The 17,847-nt window shown below is 60.2% G+C and carries 9 protein-coding genes and 1 tRNA gene; 2 read left to right on the forward strand and 8 right to left on the reverse strand.

The features are described from left to right. Positions 1-259: 259 nt before the first annotated feature. The 3 genes from G1C98_RS08590 to fbaA form a co-directional block, all read right to left on the reverse strand. Positions 260-1,795, reverse strand: a complete 1,536-nt coding sequence (locus G1C98_RS08590; protein ID WP_169080903.1) for a ClC family H(+)/Cl(-) exchange transporter — start codon at positions 1,793-1,795, stop codon at positions 260-262. 625 nt (positions 1,796-2,420) lie between these two features. Continuing rightward, positions 2,421-3,707 carry an adenylosuccinate synthase gene (locus tag G1C98_RS08595; protein ID WP_169080802.1) on the reverse strand — a complete coding sequence of 429 codons (1,287 nt, stop codon included), beginning with the start codon at positions 3,705-3,707 and terminating at the stop codon, positions 2,421-2,423. A 270-nt stretch (positions 3,708-3,977) separates the two neighbouring features. Beyond that, positions 3,978-5,045: a class II fructose-bisphosphate aldolase gene (gene fbaA, locus G1C98_RS08600; protein WP_169080803.1), complete on the reverse strand. Its 1,068-nt coding sequence runs from the start codon at positions 5,043-5,045 to the stop codon at positions 3,978-3,980. Positions 5,046-5,356: 311 nt separating this feature from the next. Between fbaA and G1C98_RS08605 the strand changes: the two genes are divergently transcribed. After that, entirely contained in the window at positions 5,357-8,086 is a 2,730-nt protein-coding gene (locus G1C98_RS08605; protein WP_169080804.1) for a YhgE/Pip domain-containing protein, read from the forward strand. Beyond that, on the forward strand, positions 8,083-10,359 hold the full coding sequence (locus G1C98_RS08610) for a YhgE/Pip family protein (protein ID WP_169080805.1): 2,277 nt from the start codon (positions 8,083-8,085) through the stop codon (positions 10,357-10,359). The genes G1C98_RS08605 and G1C98_RS08610 overlap by 4 nt, the downstream gene beginning before the upstream one ends. A 521-nt stretch (positions 10,360-10,880) precedes the next feature. Here G1C98_RS08610 and yddG read toward each other — a convergent pair. The 5 genes from yddG to G1C98_RS08635 all read right to left on the reverse strand — a co-directional run bounded on the left by yddG (position 10,881) and on the right by G1C98_RS08635 (position 17,029). Continuing rightward, positions 10,881-11,864 (reverse strand): aromatic amino acid DMT transporter YddG, encoded by a 984-nt coding sequence (gene yddG / locus G1C98_RS08615; protein ID WP_169080806.1) that lies wholly within the window; start codon positions 11,862-11,864, stop codon positions 10,881-10,883. A 128-nt stretch (positions 11,865-11,992) separates the two neighbouring features. Continuing rightward, positions 11,993-13,006 carry a hypothetical protein gene (locus G1C98_RS08620; RefSeq protein ID WP_205831961.1) on the reverse strand — a complete coding sequence of 338 codons (1,014 nt, stop codon included), beginning with the start codon at positions 13,004-13,006 and terminating at the stop codon, positions 11,993-11,995. Between the two features lie 557 nt (positions 13,007-13,563). After that, positions 13,564-13,637 (reverse strand) — tRNA-Gly (locus G1C98_RS08625). Positions 13,638-13,843: 206 nt separating this feature from the next. Continuing rightward, positions 13,844-14,782, reverse strand: coding sequence for a zinc metalloprotease HtpX (gene htpX / locus G1C98_RS08630; protein WP_169080807.1), 939 nt, complete (start codon positions 14,780-14,782; stop codon positions 13,844-13,846). Between the two features lie 795 nt (positions 14,783-15,577). Beyond that, on the reverse strand, positions 15,578-17,029 hold the full coding sequence (locus tag G1C98_RS08635; RefSeq protein WP_169080808.1) for an FAD-dependent oxidoreductase: 1,452 nt from the start codon (positions 17,027-17,029) through the stop codon (positions 15,578-15,580). Between the last annotated feature and the right edge of the window lie 818 nt (positions 17,030-17,847).

The raw sequence follows: 17,847 nt of genomic DNA on the forward strand, positions 1-17,847 counted from the left end.
GGGCGTTATTCGTCTGTGATTCCATTCGATCCTGCTTATTCGTCTCTCTACGGCGAAACGGGAAATGCCGCGATTCCGCCGCGACCTCCTTGACCCGGCCGAATCCTTCGAACCACGCCGCCCGCAGAACCGTTCATCAACTCGCACGGTTCATGCATTCGCCTTTGTTCCGTTCCGAGTGTACACGGTTCGGCGGTCGTAGCACGCACTCAGACCAATTCCCATACCCACCCAGCGCGAGACGACCGCGATTCGCCGGTCACACATCCACATCACACAGGCGGTGCATGGCCCGACGCACCGTACGCTCCTGCTCGCCGCTGAACAGCACGATCAGATAATCACCACCACGCAGCGCAGTATCGCCACGCGGCACAATCTCCTTCTCCCCGCGGCGAAGACCGATCACCAAACAGCCGGACGGCCAGTCAACATCGCGAATCCGCTTGCCATCCGCCGCAGAACCCATCTCCAACGGCAACTCCAACACCCCATTGCGAATGGCGCTCGGAGACTGCACATCCAACTTCTGCGAGCGCATATACCGGTCCAGCAGCGCATCATAAATCGGCCTGGTGTGCAGCACGTCCGAAACCAGCATGGCGATGAACACCACCGCCGCAACAGGCAGCATATGCGTCAGCGTACCCGACATCTCAACAGCCAGCAGAATCGACGTGATCGGGGTTTTCACCGAAGCCGCCAGCACACCGGTCATCACGCACACCGCGAACACGGCGACCGCTCCCCTATCCAAGCCGCACGTCCGTTGTGCGACGACGCCGCAAATACCGCCGGCCAGCGAACCCACGGCAAGAATCGGCATGAAAATGCCACCCGGTGCGCCGGAGCCGAAACTCGTGCTCGTAAACAGCACCTTCGCCACGAACAGGATGCACAACATGCCCAAGCCCACGCTGGCATGCTCGGCCATATCGATCAGATTCGAACCGCCGCCCAACACGTCCGGCAGCCAAATGCCCACCGGCAGTGCGATCGCCAAGGCGATCAGCGGACGGCACCACGCAGGAAGTCTGCCATACAAGGATTGCAAGCCCAACAGCGAACGATTCATCAACGAACCGACCAGACCAGCGACCAAGCCAAGAGGAATCAGCCACACATATTCGCCAAGCGGCAACTGCTCCACCGAACCGAAATCAAGCACCGGTCGCAAACCAAAACAATACTTCGACACCACATCGGCAGTAAGCGAAGCCGCCGTGGCACCCATCAGAATCACCGGGGAAAAACTACGGTGAATGCCTTCCAACGCGAACATCATGCCAGACAACGGCGCACTGAACGCCGCCGACAGGCCAGCCGCGGCACCGGCAGTCACCACATAATGCTCCTGCACGTCCTCACGGCGACGGCCACGCAGTCGATGCGACAGAAACTGGGCGCCCGAAGCGCCGATCTGAATCGACGGGCCCTCGCGGCCCAACGACAACCCGAACAGTGCACCCAGCAAACCGCCGATAAAACGGACCGGCAGAATCGTCTGCCACCGCATCTTCAAACCGGCAAGCACCACGCCATCGGTCTGCGGAATACCGCTCCCCGAAGCCATCGGCTCCTTACCGACCATCCAGGCAATCAGCAGGCCGACCACCAGCGCGGCGAACACCCACGGAATGATCAGCCACGGATTCACGCGAATCTGCGCGTACATCCACCGCGCGAACCGTGTGCAATGCTCGATGCCCAGGCGATACAGCACCACCAGCAAACCGGACAGAAGACCCACGACTATGCCGGCCGCGGCGATCTTCCACTTCATGCGGGTGAACATCGGGACGATCCGCTCAACACGCTGCGCCACGCTCGTCTCCTGCTTTTCTGCTGCCACTTGCCGCCTCCTGGGTGTGTTGGGTTGCGCCTTGATCGTGCCTTGGTTGCATCTTAATTACGTCTTTTGGCCGCATCTCTTGGCTATGCCTCTTGGCTATGTATGGCGCTTAACCTGGCTGCCGCTTCCCTACTATCTTTACGCCTGCCGGTTCCCCACCATATTTACGCGCCCTCATGTCCGATTCGGGAGAATCGGACATCCAGACGCATGTAACGTCACCCCGGATGACCGATTCGGGAGAAAACGACATCTGCGGTGTCTTTCATCAACCCTACGTGTCCGATTCGGCCGAATCGGACATCCACGCTACCTAGGAACACGCTCAGAAGGTATATTCGGGAGAATCGGACATCCAGGGGGTATTGGTGTTGACCGCGCATGGCATATTCGGCCGAATCGGACATCCAGGGGCGAGGATTGTGGGGCTGCGTGACCGATTCGGGGGAATCGGACATTGGGGATGGCCCGACTGCACGCAGTCCTGTTGCGCTTCGCACGCATAACGAAAATGCCGGCGGGCCTGAAGCCCAGCCGGCACCACTCGTAGCCATATAGGCCGCAGGAATCAGTCGATCAGCGAGTTGATCTGGATGATGTGGTCGCGCTGCGGGCCGGTGCCGATCGCGGAGATGCGGCAGCCGCTCAGCTCTTCCAGACGCTTCACGTACGCCTGGCAGGTCGCCGGCAGCTCGTCGAAGCTGTGGCAGGTGGAGATGTCCTCGGTCCAGCCCGGCATGGTCTCGTAAATCGGCTTGGCGATGGTGAATGCGGCCTGGTCGGTCGGCATTTCGTCGTGGCGTTCGCCGTCGACGTCGTATGCCACGCAGATCGGGATTTCCTTCAGGCCGGTGAGCACGTCAAGCTTGGTGAGCACGATGTCGGTCAGACCGTTGACGCGGGCGGCGTAACGGTTCACCACGGTATCGGCCCAGCCGCAACGACGCGGACGGCCGGTGGTCACGCCGTACTCGTGGCCCTGCTCGCGCAGCCAGTCGCCGGATTCGTCGAACAGTTCGGTCGGGAACGGGCCTTCGCCCACGCGGGTGATGTACGCCTTGGCCACGCCAATCACGCGGTTGATGCGCGTGGGGCCGACGCCGGTACCGGTGCATGCGCCGCCGGCGGTCGGGTTGGAGGAGGTCACGAACGGGTATGTGCCGTGATCCACGTCGAGCATGGTGGCCTGGCCGCCTTCGAACAGCACGTTCTTGCCTTCGTCGAGCGCCTTGTTGAGCACTAGGGAGGTGTTCGCCACATACGGCTTCAGACGCTCGCCCAGCGCGAGCAGCTCGTCGGTGGTCTGGTCCACGTCGACGGCGCGACGGTTGTACAGCTTGACCAGCATGAGGTTCTTCTGGTGCAGGCTCGCTTCGACCTTGTCGTGCAGGTGCTCGGCGTTGAACAGGTCGTGCACGCGGATGCCGACGCGGTTGATCTTGTCGGCGTATGCCGGGCCGATGCCACGGCCGGTGGTGCCGATCTTGTGCTTGCCGAGGAAGCGTTCGGTCACCTTGTCAAGCGTGCGATGATACGGCGCGATCACGTGCGCGGCCTCGCTCACCAGCAGTCGGGAGCAATCCACGCCACGGCTTTCCAGTCCGTCGATCTCTTCGAACAGCACTTCGGGATCGACGACGACGCCATTGCCGATCACGGGGGTCACGTTCGGGCTGATGATGCCGGAAGGCAGCAGGTGCAGCGCATACGATTCGTCGCCGACCACCACGGTATGGCCAGCGTTGTTGCCGCCGTTGAAGCGGGCAACATAGTCGACCTTGGTACCGATCAGGTCGGTCGCCTTACCCTTGCCTTCGTCTCCCCACTGGGCACCGATCAAAACAATTCCAGGCATGTTGTTGCACCTCCGTGCGTACGCGATTTCGCCTCAAAGCCTTACCCAAGGCCTTACAAAGCCTACCCTGCGCCCTCTACCGGGCAAACGCCGAAACGCTGTCGAAATCGCAGTCTGGACACGGTCGACCGCTATCGGCCCGCACAGGCGGAGCATCGCGAAAACCATCGCCGGCTACTAATCCACGAGCCGCGCCAACCGTCAGTCAGCCGCGCACGTACCCGTGCCACGAGCCGCGCCAACGGCTACCGTGCCGTCGCAGCGCCCAAACTACTTCAGCGCCTTGCCCGCGCTGCCGAGTTGCTTGCAGGCCTCCACCACGCGAGCGGCCATGGCGCTTTCCGCCTCACGCCCCCACGAACGCGGGTCATACATCTTCTTGTTGCCCACCTCACCGTCGATCTTGAGCACGGCATCGTAGTGGGAGAACATGTGGCCGGCCACCGCGCGGCTGAACGCGTACTGCGTGTCCGTGTCGATGTTCATCTTCACCACGCCATAGCTCACGGCCCGTGCGATCTCCTCCGGCGTGGAGCCGGAACCACCGTGGAACACCAGGGCGAACGGCTTGCCGGGGGCGACATCCAACGTGCGCGCGGGATCGGGCATCTCTCCCGCCTGGACCGCGAGCGCGAGCGTGGCCTGGATTTCGTCGAGCAGTTCGGGGCGCAGCTTCACCACGCCCGGCTTGTAGGCGCCGTGCACGTTGCCGAAGGTGAAAGCGGCCATGTAGCGCCCGCGTTCGCCCAGGCCGAGGCGTTGTGCGACTGCGATGCCCTGTGCGGGGGTGGAGTAGAGCTTGTCGTTGATTGCGGCGCTGTGGCCGTCTTCCTCGCCGCCGACCGCGCCGATTTCGATTTCGAGCACGGTGTGTGCGGCTTGGGATTTGTCGAGCAGTTCCTCGGCGATGTCGAGGTTTTCGTTCAGCAGCACGGTGGATCCGTCCCACATGTGGGATTGGAAGGTGGGTTCCTGGCCTCGTTTCACCTGTTCGGTTTCGTGGTCGAGCAGCGGGCGCACCCATTCGTCGAGGTATTGCTTGGCGCAATGGTCAGTGTGCAGGGCGATGGTGATGTTGGGGTATTTCGCTGCGACTTCGTGCGCGAAGGCCGCGAAGGCGAGCGAGCCGGTGACGCGGTCGTTCACGCGTTGCCCGGATAGGTAGGCGGCACCGCCTACGGAGACTTGGATGATGCCATCGGATTCCGCTTCGGCGAAGCCTTGCAGGGCCGCGTTCAGGGTCTGCGTGCTGGTCACATTGATTGCGGGGTAGGCGTATCCGCCTTGACGGGCGGCGTCCAGCATCTGCGCGTAGCGTTCCGGTGTTGCGATAGTCATGGTTCCATTATCGCCCCGCCCTCCCCCGCCACGCCGTTTTCGGCACCAGGCCATGCGCCCGGCGAATGCATAGGGAATGGCCCAGAATAGAGGAATGGCCCAGAGGAAATGAAAGCGGATATGTGTCGGATATGTCGCAAATGTGACCATGAATGTGTCAAATAGCGTAATTCGTTCGGGAAACCGCCTGTACACGTCCCGGCGGGCAACATAGAATATCGCAGGACTGGACAGCGGTGTACCGGGCGGCATGGATCCGATTCCGCACCGCTTCGGCATGACGCTCCGACGCTTGGGCTTCAGGAGGTGTGATGCACACAGTTTTCGCCATCTTCCTTCGTGACGTGAAAAGGATTCTGAAAAATCCCGTGGCGCTCGTCGTCACCATGGGCGTGGCCATCATCCCCTCGCTGTACGCATGGTGCAACATTCTGGCCAACTGGGATCCGTATTCGAACACCGGCAATATCCAGGTGGCCGTGGCCAACGAGGACGAGGGCACGACCTCCGCGCTGGTGGGGCATCTCAATGCCGGCCGGCAGACCGTCACCCAGCTCAAGTCGAATCATCAGCTCGGATGGCGGTTCGTATCCAAGGAACACGCGGTCGAAGGCGTCAAATCGGGCAAATACTATGCGGCGATCGTGCTGCCGAAGGATTTCAGCGCCAGTCTGATCGGCACCGTGACGGGTGAGAAGGACCGTCCATCGATCACCTATTACATCAACGAGAAGAAGAACGCCATCGCCCCGAAGATCACCGACACGGGCGCGACCACCATCGACGAGCAGATCAACTCCACGTTCGTCTCCAGTGTGGCCGACGCCGTGGCGAAACAGGTGAAGGCCGCGGCCGGCACCACCACGAACAGTCTGAGCACCGCGCAAAGCGATGTCGTCAACGACCTGAACGACACCATCAACCAGCTCGACAACGTCCAACGGCAATTGAGCAGCACCCGCTCCACACTCGACAAGGCCACCACGACCATCGACTCGGCGAAACGGTCCAACACCGCGTTCGCCTCGGAAATCACCGATTCGCTCAGCACCATCAAGAACACGTCCAATCTGCTTGACGAGACGCGCACGCAGGCCCAACAGTTCTCGAACACGCTGGTCGGTGCGCTCGACAATGGCGGCACGCAGCTTTCCGGACTGCAGGTCACGGTCGGCAACGTCACCGGCAGTGTGGTCACCGGTCTGAACAGCACGCAGGATGCGCTCAGCCAGGTCTCCAGCACCATGCACGGCGTCAACACCACCGCCGGAGATGCCCTCGACGGCATGGAGAAGGCACTGAAGAACAGCCAGCTGGACCCGAACAGCCAGACCTACAAGGATCTTTCCGCGCAGATCGACGAAGCGCGCAAACAGCTGAAAACCCAGCAGCAGCGCATCGCGGCCTTCGACCGGGACACCACGTCGATCATCGATTCGGGCAAGAGCACCGCCACCACGTTCAACAGCGACGTCGCTACGCTGTCGCGCAACGGCACCGCCACGATGACGACGGCACGCACGAACCTCACCGGCACCATCATGCCGAACCTCAACACCGGGCTCGACACGCTCGGCATGGCCAACAGTTCGCTGGCCGGAACGCTCACCACGCTGCAAGGCACGCTGGAACAGGGCAACGGCCTGCTCGACCAGCTGTCGCGCACCGTCAGCCAGACGAACGCCACCGTCGCCGGCACGCAAACGCAACTGGCCAACCTGAGCAAACAGCTCAACACCACGCGCACCGACGTGGCCGCGTTGAGCAGTTCGCAGATGTTCCAGCAGCTTTCCGACATGCTCGGCATCGACACCAGCGAAATCGGCTCGTTCGTAGGCGAACCGGTCCACCTGGACGAAAAGGTGCTGTACCCGGTTGATAACTACGGTTCCGCGGTCACGCCGTTCTATACGAATCTGGCGCTGTGGGTCGGCGGCTTCGTGCTCGTCGCTATCTACAAGCTCGAAGTCGACCGCGACGAGAAGATCCGCCGGTACACGCCACGTCAGGGCTACATGGGCCGCTGGCTGCTGTTCGTCGTCATCGGGTTCCTGCAGGCGATCATCGCCACGATCGGCGACCTCGCGCTGGGCATCCAATGCAAGCACCCGTTCCTGTTCATATTCGCCGGCGTATTCGCCTCGTTCGTATACGTGAACATCATCTACGCGCTCGCCGTGGCGTTCCGGCATATCGGCAAGGCCGTGGCCGTGATCCTGGTGATCATCCAGATCCCGGGCGCGGCGGGCCTCTACCCCATCGAAATGATGCCCGAGTTCTTCCGCCGTCTGAAACCGTTCCTGCCGTTCACCTACGGCATCAACGCCATGCGCGGTCCGATCGGCGGCACCTACGCCAACCATTACTGGCTCGACATGCTGTCGCTGTTCTGGTACCTGCCGGTGGCGCTGTTCATCGGACTGGTGGTGCGCAAGCTGTCGCTGAACCTCAACCGACTGTTCGACAACCGTCTGGCGGACACTGACCTGATGATCACCGAACACAACGAAGGCACGGTGGAACCGCTGCGTCTGACCGCGACCGCACAGCAGTTCGCCGAAGACTACCCCGAAGTCATTACGAAGCGAGCGCTCTACTTCTTCCGCCTGTACCCGCGTCTGGTGCGTTGGGGATTCCTGCTGCTGGCGGTGCTGCCGTTCGCGTTCCTGCTGTTGCTGTTCATCACGCGGATGAAGCTCGCCATGCTGCTCGGATGGATCATCTCGATCATCGCGATCGACACGTACCTGATCGTGGTGGAGTACATGCGCGAACGATACGCCAACTTCCTTGGCGAGGATGCGATGAGCGCGGACGAGTTCCGCAGTGCGATCCTGCATGAGAACCTGCTGTTCCGGCCGGGCATGCACTACAAGCCAATCCACGCCATGCACGCGCGTGTGCTCGGGGAGCATGAGGACGAGAACGCCGCGGAGCATGGAAGGCACGCTGCGCCGATGCAGGCGCAGGAGACGTCTGAGAGCGCAGATGCGGAAACGACCGCGACGGCATTCGGACACAGGGAAGGAGACGAACAGTGAAGCTGATCTGGGGTATCTTCAAGCGGGACATGTGCCACGCCACCCGCAACGTGATCGCCGTCATCGTCTCGATGGGTCTGGTAGTAGTGCCGGCCCTGTACGCCTGGTTCAACATCGCCGCCAGCTGGGACCCGTACGGCAACACCAAGGCGCTGAAAGTCGCCGTGGCGAACACCGACGCAGGCTACAAATCCGACCTCGTGCCGGTACGCATCAACGTGGGCGAGACCATCATCAGCACGCTGCGCGCCAACGACCAGCTCGACTGGCAGTTCGTAGGCAGCAGCGAGGCCATCGACGGCGTGAAATCCGGCGAATACTATGCGGCGATCGTGATTCCGAAACGATTCAGCGCCGACATGATGACGCTGTTCTCCCCCGACATCAAACATGCCCAACTCCAGTATTACCTGAACGAGAAAATCAACCCGATCGCGCCCCACATCACCGATCAGGGCGCGACCACCGTGGCCAACACCATCGACAAGACCTTCGCCAAAACCATCGCGCAGGTCGGGCTCGACGTGGCCTCAAGCGTACTGCGCTATTCGAAAAGCCCGCAAATGGCGCAATACATGGAAAACCTCAACGGCAACCTCAACACCATGGTGAACACGCTGACCGGCGCCTCGCAACAGGTCACGTCGTATTCGCAGCTGCTCGGATCGGCCAACGACATCGTCGACTCCACCAACAAACTGCTCAAATCCACCACCTCCGCAGGCAAGCAGGCCAAGAATGCGCTACGGCAAGGCAAATCCGGTGCCACCTCGCTCACCACGGCCGGCAAGGACGTCACCGCATCCGTAAACTCCGCGCTCAACCAGATGTCAGGAGCGTTGGACACGGTGAGCGGCAAAGTGAACAAGTCATTCGACGCATTGGGCCAGGATGCCGCCGAAGCCTCGAAACAACTGAAGACGCTCAGCGAGCAGGTCAGCGAAGGGGAATCCGTATACGACACGTACACCGCCAGCCTGCAGCACATGCGCGAGTCAGTGGAACAGCTGCCGGACGGCGACGAGGCGAAACAACCACTGCTCGACGTCATCGACCGCGAAATCACCCTATTGGCCAACGCCAAAGACGATACGCAGAAACTCGCGCAACGCCTTGACGACGCCTCCAAGCAGGTCACGCAGGACACCACGTCCGCGCAACAATCGCGTACGGAAATCCTCGGGCAGATCACATCCGCCCAACAGTCGATCACCAACGTGCGCGACGACTACTCCGCCAACGTCAAACCGAAAATCGACGCGCTGGCATCCTCCGTAAGCACACTGATCACGCAAACCACCAGCATGATCAACCAGTTGAGCGGCACGGCGGACGATCTGACCGACGTGACAGGCACCGTGGGATCGAACGTCTCGTCCATCCAATCCACGCTCGCCGCCGTCGCGAAAAAACTCGACTCGTCGGCCACCACGGTGAAAACCCTGATCGCCAAACTGAATTCCAGCAACAACGGCGCAGACAACTCGGACGAGCTGAAATCGCTGACCAAATCCAACGCGTCCACACTCTCCACACTGATCTCCGCCCCGGTCGCGCTGCACCGCGTGGCCATATACCCGATCGCGAACTACGGTTCGGCCATGGCGCCGTTCTACACGATCCTGTCAATCTGGGTGGGAGCGATCATCCTATGCGCCATGATGAAAGTGTCGATCTCGGACCGCGAAAAAGCGCACGTACTGGGATTGGGCGATTCGCTGCCGCCGCTCGCCGGACCCGCCGGGCCCGGAAACGCCTCACGTTGGGGACTGCGCCTGCACCACGAATACTTCGGCCGCTACGCGATCTTCCTGCTGCTGGCACTGCTGCAAGGCACGCTGGTCTGTCTGGGCGACATGTACTTCCTCGGCGTGCAGGCGAACCACGCCCTGCAATTCCTCGCCGTAGGATGGCTCTCCGCGCTCGTGTTCTCGAACATCGTATACACGCTCACCGTGTCGTTCGGCGACATCGGCAAGGCCATAGCCGTGGTGCTGCTGGTGATGCAGGTGGCCGGCTCCGGCGGCACGTTCCCCATCGAGACGCTGCCGAAATTCTTCCAGATGCTGTACCCATTCCTGCCGTTCCCGCACGCCATCGACGCCATGCACGCCGCCATGGCCGGATCCTACGGCAACGAATACCTGCTCGACATGGTGTACCTCGCGCTGTTCCTGATCCCCTCCCTGCTGCTGGGGCTGGTGTTGCGCAAGCCCGTGATCCGTCTGAACAACTGGATAATCCGCAACCTGGAATCCACCAAGGTGATGTGAGGCTGGGTGTGGGCGATTCCCGCCCCAGTCGCTCATGCCCCAGTCGCTCATGCCCCAGTCGCTCCCGCCCCTAGTCGCTCCCACCCCAGTCGCTCACGCCCGGATGTCCCAGTCTTCGCCCCAGCCCCAGTGTCCGATTCCCCCGAATCGGTCATCCACAGCTATATTTCCAACGCCTGCGTGTCCGATTCACCAGAATCAGACGCCCAACGCCACTCCACATCCCTCTGGGTGTCCGATTCCCCCGAAAAGGACACCCAAGACTGTCTCGCACCTTTCCCCGTGTCCGATTCGGGAGAATCGGTCATCCACAGATATAGATAGCTGCTCTGGATGTCATATTCACCAGAATCGGACACCGGAGGTGCCTAGTCCACAGCCAGCGTGGCATTTTCTCCCGAATCGGACATTCATGGTGAAAACAGCGGTACCGGAACGACTGATTCACCAGAATCGGACATCTGAGGGTGCCAATACGTGGTGTGGGTGGCCGATTCGGGGGAATCGGTCATCTGAGGAGGTCAGGCGGCATCGCGCATGTCCGATTCACCAGAATCGGACACCGGGGCATGTTTGCCGAACCACACGTTGATCAGGGAACCGGTCACCACCAGCGCCACGCCGATCCAGAACGGCAAGCCAAGCGCGACGCCCAGCAGCACTGTGCTGGATGCGGTCGAAAGCACCGGCGTCGCATACGAACCCAACGCCAGCGTCTCCATATTGCCGTGCAGCATCCCATAGCCCCAGCACGCGTAGCCGCCCGCAATCGACAGCGCGCAGGCGAGCACTGCCGCAAATCCCCAGAATGACGGCATGTGCGCGGGCAATCCCTGCCCGGAAACAAAATGGATAATCCACAACGCTACCGCAACGCAGCAAAAGAAAATCGTCGTACCATCATGACCGTCCGCCAGCGATGGCGTCACCGTGGCATAGATGGACCAGATGAACGCGCCGGCGAAAGCCAACAGGTAGGGTAACGGGTTCGAGGCGATGTTCTGCAACGCAACGTTGATGTCAAGGTCTTCTCCCCCAACGGCCATGAACACGCCGATCGTCGCGACAAGGGCACCCGGAAGCGCACGCCGCACCGCACCTTTTCTTCGGGAGAACGCGGCCGTCATCAGCACCAACAACGTAGGCCACAAATAGTTGACGAGACTGACCTCGATGGATTGAGCCGAGGTCGATGCCAGGCCGATCGCCAATGAGATAGACGCCTCGTAGAGCACGAACATCAGACCGCCGACAAGCAGATACACGCGCGGATAGTTGCGGATCGGTTCCGGCCTACGCGTTATGAACAGCAGTACCCCGCCAATGGTGTAGATCATCGCCGAACCGAGCGTGGCCCCGAAATTATCGGCGACAATACGCACCAGGCCTGCCATGAACCCCCACAGCAGAATCGCGGCCAAACCGATGACCGTTCCCCTGTGTGAAATCGCATGCCCGTTCAGCGGATTATGTGGGCGGGTGCTTTTGTTCTCTTCTGGTCTCACAGCAAGTACGCTACACTCATCCGCACCCCAAAAAACTCATACGCGCCCCTCTCGATACCACGCAACGCCGCGTGATGACTGGCCAGACTCAACGGGTCTGGAACACGGAACAGCCTAGCAGCACAAGTTCAGTAGGCCGTGCAGCGGAACCCTCTGAACGGCGATAGCCTGGCGGCAGAATCATGTGGTATCCGCGCAGCTTCCAGCCGCTTCCTCAACGGTTCCCGCTCATACACATGCCTCATCTGGAATCGGACAACCAGAACGCGCAGCATGTTCAGTTCGCTTTCACGGTCCTTCTCCCGCATGATCACATCGCTGATCTCGGCTCCGTTCGTCATAGCCGGATCAGTGTATTTTTGCCGCCCGTCCAGTTCACCCACCACAAGCGAACCATCATCGCGTTCCCAACAGAAGTCACCGCGAATCTCATGCCCGTCCAGGGGGCTTGAAAACACCACCTGCGTTCGGGGCTGCTTGTAGCCAAGCTCCACGAACGTCGCCAAGGCAACGGCCTCGCCACCGTTCTCGCATGCCGGGTCCGCCCGTTGTGCGACATATCTTGCGCGAATAATCCCCCAAAGCCTTCGTTTTGCGCCGATGAAATTACGCAGGGCTTCGTTTGAGAGCCTGCGCTTGCGCAGTCCCATGGAGCAGATCTCGAACGAGTTGACGAAATCCAGCATGCGAGCGCAGTCCATCATGGTTTGCATTGCGTTAGTGACGAGCATGCCGTCGATTTCCTGCGTTGGCGGAGGGTCCTTGTAGTAGTGCGCGAAGATGAATCCGTGCCGGCCTGCTTTGGAACGTTCCGTTACCGCGATGTGCACGTATCGTTGGGTCTTCAGATTCGTGGTGAATCCGTGCACCGCTGCCGCCGATGGTCCGCACAGCACGATGTCTAAGTATTTGCTGCAAACGGCGCGCAGCGTCCATATGATGCGTTCGGCGTATGAGAGCTCATTCCATTTGGCGGCACCGATATACAGGCCCTTGTACGGCATGACGACCGTGCCGAGACGCGTGCGACGTTGCAGGGCACGTCGGTCCTTAGGTTCGGTCGGCAGTGCGAGACGATATTGCGAGTAGGCCTGTTGGAACAGTGCGTCTATTCGTTGCTGGGCTTTCGTTTGCATATCCATGACCACAAGATACGGGATGGCTTGTTTGACGGGCCAGTCGGATCAGGGGCTGTGGTCGACACTCCGGTCGGTTATCCACAGGCTGGCGTGTCATCCACAATACTGCCCACATTTTGAGGGCCAGCTGGTTCGGCTAGAGACGGTGCGGCCATACCTTTGTGTCCGATTCGGGAGAAAATGACATCCCAGCATAGGCAGAAGCTTCACGCATGTCCGATTCGGGAGAAAATGACATCCGAGGACATGTTCAATACCCCTTGGCGACCGATTCGGGGAATCGGACAACCGGCATCGTGTTTGCTCTCTTCAGGTGACATTTTCTGGCGAATCTGACATGTACAGACAAGTTGCAATGCCCTACGTGACCGATTCGGAAGAAAAAGACAACTAGAGGGGCACGCAAAGGCCGCACTCGTCATATTCGGGAGAATCGGACATCCATGGTTAGCTCGTGTCGATTCGGATGTCATATTCGGGAGAATCGGACAACTGGAGGCAAGCGCGACCCCTATATAACAAAAAAGTCCTTGGAATCGTTGGATTCCAAGGATTTTACGTGGAGCGGATAACGGGAGTCGAACCCGCCTTTACAGCTTGGGAAGCTGTCGTTCTACCGATGAACTACATCCGCGAAGTGGCGCTTTTGGCGCACAAGTGGTCAGTTTAGCATCAAAGCGGACGCGGCACGACGCGATGCCCGAAAGATGAATCACGTGTCATGCGCCGCCGTATACACCTGCGCATCAGCCTTTCGACAACCGACCCCACTGTGAAACATCTCGTGAAACACAGAGGGATCCTATCGTCATCAAAGCACGTGTAGCATACCGCCCAAAATCAATACCTCGGCACCTGCTGCCAACCAGCACCACCCACCTGAGCCCCGCGCATCTCCTGCGCCATCTGCATCAGCCTCGAAATACGATCAGCAGTCGGCGGATGCGTGGAAAACAGACGGGAAAAACCACCGGATTTGAACGGGTTGGCGATCATCATAGCAGCCACCGACTGGTTCCCCGCAGTAGCCTGCATCGGCACGGAATTCACACCCATGGAAATCTTATTCAACGCGGAAGCAAGCGCCTCCGGATCCCCCGTCAGCCTGCTGCCATCCTCATCCGCATCAAACTCGCGCGTACGCGAAATAGCCAGCTGCACCAACGACGCACCGATCGGCGCAAGAACAGCAGTCAATGCCACGCCAATCGCACCAATCAGACCAGACGAACCATCACGATCGCGATCACCCCCGCCGAAATACATCAGCGAATACCCCAAATACGAAATCACGGACGCCATAGCCGACGCAATCGCGGACGTAAGAATGTCGTGATTGTACACATGCATCAGCTCATGACCAAGCACGCCACGCAGCTCGCGGCCATTCAGAATACGCAGAATGCCCTGCGTACAGCACACCGCCGCATGACGCTCATTACGCCCCGTAGCAAACGCGTTGGGACTTTCCGTAGGCGCGATGTAAATGCGCGGCATCGGCTTGCCAGCCCTGGCAGACAGCTCGCGCACAATCTGATAGATCTGAGGAGCCTCCTGCTCGCTAACCTCGCGAGCGCCCATGGATGCGATGGCAAGCTTGTCGGAAAACCAGTAGGAGCCGAACGTGGTCGCCAAACCAATGAACACGTAAATACCGAGAGTATTGCGGCTGGCACCGGTGCACAGCCAGATGAGCATGATGATCGCCCACATCAACGCGAAAAGCAACGTTGTCTTCAAGCCATTGCAATGGCCATGTACACGCATTTTGGCATTCATGGCTTCAGCCTAAAGCGCCACCCTGAATGATTACTGGACGCAGCCCGAAAGTGGACAGAGGAAGCGGAGGTGGATTGATGCGAAGGCCGGCATGGGGTTACCGGGTTGCGGCGGGCTGACCGGCTGCCTGACTCATATACCCACATGTCCGATTCGGGAGAAACAGACATCCAACACCTCGCCTCAGCTTCACAGATGACCGATTCGGGGGAATCAGCCACCCCTGCCCACGTTTCCTTAACCTTGCATGGCAGATTCAGGGGAATCGGACATCCAGCGATGTGCCATGACACCTCACATGTCCGATTCACCAGAAACGGACATCCAGGCAGAGGAAAACCACACTACAGTGGCAGATTCGGGAGAAACGGACATCCGCGAACATATTTTGCTATCTCACATGTCCGATTCGGGAGAAACGGACACTCAGTACAACACCGCAGCACCACAGATGACCGATTCACCAGAATCGGACATCCCGGGTACTGCTTTCTGTCTCCGTATGTCATATTCGGGAGAAACGGACAACAGTGGACACAAAAAGTACCGCGGATGTCTGATTCGGGGGAATCGGACATCCGCGGTCTGGTATAGCTGGCTGCAGCGTTTAATTGGCGGGGCAATGGCGCTCAAGAGCGCAAGCAACCGAACGCAGCCAAAGCTCTGCCCAGCTCACGCATGAGTGGATCACGCATCAACAGGCTCGTGCGTGGCTGGCTTATACATGAGCAAATCTATGCACGCCGGCCAAACTCACACGCCGGCCAAACTCACGTCAAACGCACGCCGTCAAGCTCACGCGTGGGCGAGTTCGCGCATCTGGTCGGGGTCGATGACCTTCTTGTGCTCGCGGCCTTCCTTCGCGCCTTCGGCACGCTCGTACGCGTCGACCTTCTTCCAGCCGGCGAAATCGATCGGCTTGACGCCACGCTCGGCCAGCAGGCGGTCGATGGATTCGGGATCGCGGTCTTCGGCCACTCGACCACCTTCGGCGGCCTTGGCGAGATCTTCAAGCATGTTGGTCACGATGGCGAGCGCGTCGGACTTGGTGGAGCCGATCAGGCCGACCGGTCCGCGCTTGGCCCAACCGGTGGCGTACAGGCGTTCGCGCACCTGCGCGCCATCGCCGTTCGCTTCGGTGGTGATGCGGCCGTCGCCGTTCGCGTTCGCCAGGTGGGCGCGACGCTCGTCGTAGGCGATGCCGGGCGCGGTGGCCGGCTTGTAGCCGATGGCGTGGTAGACGGCTTCGACCGGGTAGTCTTCGAATTCGCCGGTGCGGGTCATCTTGCCGTCGGCGCTGGTTTCGGTCTTTTCCACGCGGATCGCCTTGACCTTGCCGTCTTCACCCAGAATTTCGGTGGGTGCGGAGTTGAAGTGCACGTAGTATTTGCGGTCGGCGGGGTTGCCTTCGTAGTCGACGTCGCCGTCGTCTTCCATGTCTTCGGCCATCTCGCGGATCGCGAACAGTTCTTCGACCATCTGGCGGGTCAGTTTGTTCTGGCCGGCGACTTCGATGGTTTCGTCGTCCAGGTCGAAGTCGTCTTCGTTGATGATGAGCTGCACGCCGGGCAGCTTTTCCATTTCGCGCAGTTCCTGCACGCTGAACTTGGCCTGGGCCACGCCGCGGCGGATGAACAGATGCAGCGTCTTGGCCTTGTTGGCCTTGATGCCTTCGTACACGTTGTCGGGGATGTCGGTTTTGGCTTTGAGGTCGTCGGCATTGCGCATGAGTTCGCGGGCCACATCCATGGCCACGTTGCCGCCGCCGATCACGGCCACGTTTTCGGCGTCGAGCGGCCATTCGCGAGCGCCCGTGGGGTATCCGTCGTACCATTCGACGAACTTGGCGGCGCCGTACACGCCGTCGAGGTCGGCGCCCGGCAGGCCGAGCGGCTTGTCTTCCACGGCTCCGGTGGCGAACAGTACGGCGTCGTAGCGGGCGAGCAGCTCGTCCAGGGTGACGTCCTTGCCGAATTCCACGTCGCAGTACAGGTGGATGTCGGGGTTGTCGAGCGTCTTTTCGAGGGCGTCGGCGATGAACTTGATGGACGGGTGGTCGGGGGCTACGCCGTAGCGCACCAGGCCGAACGGGACCGGCAGCTTTTCGAACAGGTCGATGCGGGCTTTGGTGCCCAGGCCGAGTTCGTCGCCGAGTTTCTTGAGCTGGCGGAGGAAGATGTCGGAGGAGTAGACGCCTGCGGGGCCGGCGCCGATTACAGCAATACGAAGTTCATTAATGTCAGTCACGCGCTCTAGCCTAACGCAAACCGTCGAAACGTAAAAGGGTCATTTTGTTGGGGAATGACCGCTTGACGGGTTTGCTTCGGGGGTTCGATCGGTTGGTGGATGGCGGATGGTATCTGCGATTGCCGAGTCATGCCGACTGCCTGTCTGTCTGGCGTCGCCGAATGCGGATGATAGCCGCGGAATGCAGCTCCTGGAGAACAATCATCATGGTAAAAATCAGTCCTCATTCATATATAGCCACGCACACGGTCGCACAGCGTGGCCAGATGCAGACGATACCCGCATGATGCCACATCGGACATCCGCGAACATGACCAAACCCAGCTCTCATCCGCATACCGCCACACATACGACCGCACAGCGGGGCCAGATGCGGACGATACCCATGCCCAGTCACACCAAGAACTCACAAACGGGGCGGAATCCGAACCTCATCCATATATCGCCACGCTGGGCACTGGCATGCGTAGCCAGATGCGGATGGTATCTGAAAGGTGCTGCGGATAGTGGGTGCCGGTATAGCCGGACATGGTTGTCATCCGCATATTGCCACGCATGTAGTGATTCAGCGGGGCCGTATGAGGATCTTATCCGTATACCGCCACGCATGCAGGCAATCAGTGTAGCCAGACAAGGATGACGCCCATGGACGGCACTTCTGATGCGTCTTCAACATGGTCAACCCCAATCATCATCCATATATAGCCACGCACACGGCCGCCCAGCGTAGCCAGATGCGGACGATACCCGCACACAACCACGACAAGGATTCGCGAACGGGGCGGAACCCGTCTGTCATCCACATATTGCCACGGCAG

The sequence above is a fragment of the Bifidobacterium erythrocebi genome (assembly GCF_012932675.1).
GTDB classification, from domain to species: Bacteria; Actinomycetota; Actinomycetes; order Actinomycetales; family Bifidobacteriaceae; genus Bifidobacterium; species Bifidobacterium erythrocebi.

Coding starts and splice junctions, on each gene's coding strand:
- fbaA (WP_169080803.1), bottom strand. CDS start 5,045: ATGACTATCGCAACACCGGAACGCTACGCGCAGATGCTGGACGCCGCC.
- G1C98_RS08620 (WP_205831961.1), bottom strand. CDS start 13,006: ATGGATATGCAAACGAAAGCCCAGCAACGAATAGACGCACTGTTCCAA.
- G1C98_RS08595 (WP_169080802.1), bottom strand. CDS start 3,707: ATGCCTGGAATTGTTTTGATCGGTGCCCAGTGGGGAGACGAAGGCAAG.
- htpX (WP_169080807.1), bottom strand. CDS start 14,782: ATGAATGCCAAAATGCGTGTACATGGCCATTGCAATGGCTTGAAGACA.
- G1C98_RS08590 (WP_169080903.1), bottom strand. CDS start 1,795: ATGTTCACCCGCATGAAGTGGAAGATCGCCGCGGCCGGCATAGTCGTG.
- G1C98_RS08605 (WP_169080804.1), top strand. CDS start 5,357: ATGCACACAGTTTTCGCCATCTTCCTTCGTGACGTGAAAAGGATTCTG.